A 2,197-nucleotide genomic window follows, 5' to 3' on the forward strand; every position below is an offset into this window, starting at 1 on the left:
TTGGGTGTTGAACTGCCGCTGACCACCCTGTTTACGTCTCCTACTTTGATGGCTTTTGCTGAGGTCATGGCGGCCCGGTCTGGTCAACAGAACGCTAGCCTGCCGGCCATTCTGCCGATATCCCGCGAGGAAGCGTTGCCGTTGTCATTTGCTCAACAGCGTCTGTGGTTCTTGGTTCAACTGGATGGTGTCAGCGAGACTTATCATATCCCGATGGCCCTGCGCTTAGGTGGTCAACTGGATATCGTGGCCTGGCAGCGGGCGCTGGATACCCTGTTCGCCCGTCATGAGGCGTTACGTTCTGTTTTTGTCTCGGTTGATGGTCAACCGCAGGTACGGCTATTGGAAGCGGATAGCGGCTTGCCTTTATCTCAACATGACCTGCGTGGACTCCCGGATGCCGACATAGTACTTGAGCGCTTGAGCGTCGGAGAAACCTACACGTCATTTGATCTTGACCGAGGTCCGCTTATCCGTGCCTGCCTTATCCGGCTTGCCGATGACGAATACCGGTTCCTGCTCACCCAGCATCATATTATTTCCGATGGCTGGTCTGCCAGTGTGCTGATACGTGAACTGAACGCGCTCTATACGGCGTTTCTGGCCGGGCAACCGGACCCATTACCACCGCTGGTGATTCAATACCCGGATTACGCCGCCTGGCAGCGTCAGTGGCTGTCGGCTGAACGTACCCGGATTCAATCCGACTATTGGCGCACCATGCTGGCTGACGCGCCGGTTCTGCTGGATCTACCTACTGACCGGCCCCGTCCGCCTGAGCAGTCGTTTGCCGGCAATGTCGTGCCGGTTGTTTTGGATGCAGAGTTAACGACCGCCCTGAAACGCCTGAGTGAGCAGCACGGTGTCACGTTATTCATGACATTGTTATCCGCTTGGGCGACGGTCCTGTCGCGCCTGTCAGGTCAGGAAGATGTGGTGATTGGAACACCGAGTGCCGGTCGCAGTCGTCAGGAAGTGGAACCGTTGATCGGGTTCTTTGTGAATATGCTGGCGTTGCGCATGGATTTGTCCGGTGAACTGACCGTGACTGAATTACTGGCGCGTGTACGGCAAACCGCTTTAGCGGGACAGGAGCATCAGGATTTACCGTTTGAGCAGGTGGTGGAAATCGTGCAACCGCCACGCCGACTGGCGCATACGCCGTTGTTCCAGGTGATGTTTGCCTGGCAAAATAATGAGAACCCGGAATGGAAACTGCCGGGGCTAGGCGTGTCAGCGGTCGATCAAGCCTTTGATGTTGTCAAGTTTGATCTCGAACTTAGCTTGTCAGAACAGGAAGGCAGGATTGTGGGTACGCTGGGTTATGCCACCGCCCTGTTTGATCAACCGACCATAGAACGGCAGGTGGGATATCTGCACACGGTACTGCAAGCCATGGTTGCTCCTGCTCAACAGCGGATCGGGGAAATCGATATTTTGGCCCCGGCAGAGCGCAGGTTGTTACTGGAAACTTGGAACGCCACAGAAACCGCCTACCCTGACCCGTTATGTGTTCACCAATTGTTTGAACAACAGGTGGAGAAAACCCCGGACTCAACTGCGTTAGTGCATGAAGCGCAGACCCTCAGTTATGCACAATTAAATGCCCGCGCTAACCAGCTGGCTCATCAGCTGATTGCTCTGGGCGTAGAGCCTGATCAGCGGGTGGCGATTTGCGTATCACGTTCTCCGGCCATGGTGGTGGGGATCTTGGCGGTACTGAAAGCCGGTGGGGCTTATGTGCCACTGGACCCGGCTTATCCGGGAGAACGTCTAGCTCATATTCTGACTGATGCTGCCCCGTCGATTGTCCTGGCAGACAGTACGGGATGCGGCGCACTGGGTGAGAAAGCCCTGACCGGCCTGATTGTGCTTGACCCGAATACTCAGCCAGAGCAGCCGGACAGCAATCCACCGATATCTGCGCTGACTGCCAGTCATTTGGCGTACGTGATTTATACCTCCGGCTCTACCGGCGTGCCCAAAGGGGTAATGATTGAGCACCGGAATACGGTGAACTTCCTGTGCTGGGCGCGGCAGGCGTTTGCGGCGGAAGAGAGCCGGGAGACGCTTTTCTCGACGTCGATGAACTTCGACCTGTCGATTTTTGAATGTCTGATGCCGTTGTCCCGGGGGGGGGCGATTCATCTGGTGGATGATGCCCTGTCATTGATGCAGCAGGCTTTGCCGGTGAGCT

General features: G+C 56.1%; 1 protein-coding gene. It reads left to right on the forward strand.

Going from position 1 to position 2,197, the window contains the following annotated elements; all coding sequences use genetic code 11:
• Nucleotides 1-2,197: non-ribosomal peptide synthetase (locus AM629_RS20900; protein ID WP_152912051.1), on the forward strand; the 2,197-nt coding region annotated here is incomplete at both ends.

Source organism: Photorhabdus heterorhabditis, from assembly GCF_001280945.1.
GTDB lineage: Bacteria > Pseudomonadota > Gammaproteobacteria > Enterobacterales > Enterobacteriaceae > Photorhabdus > Photorhabdus heterorhabditis.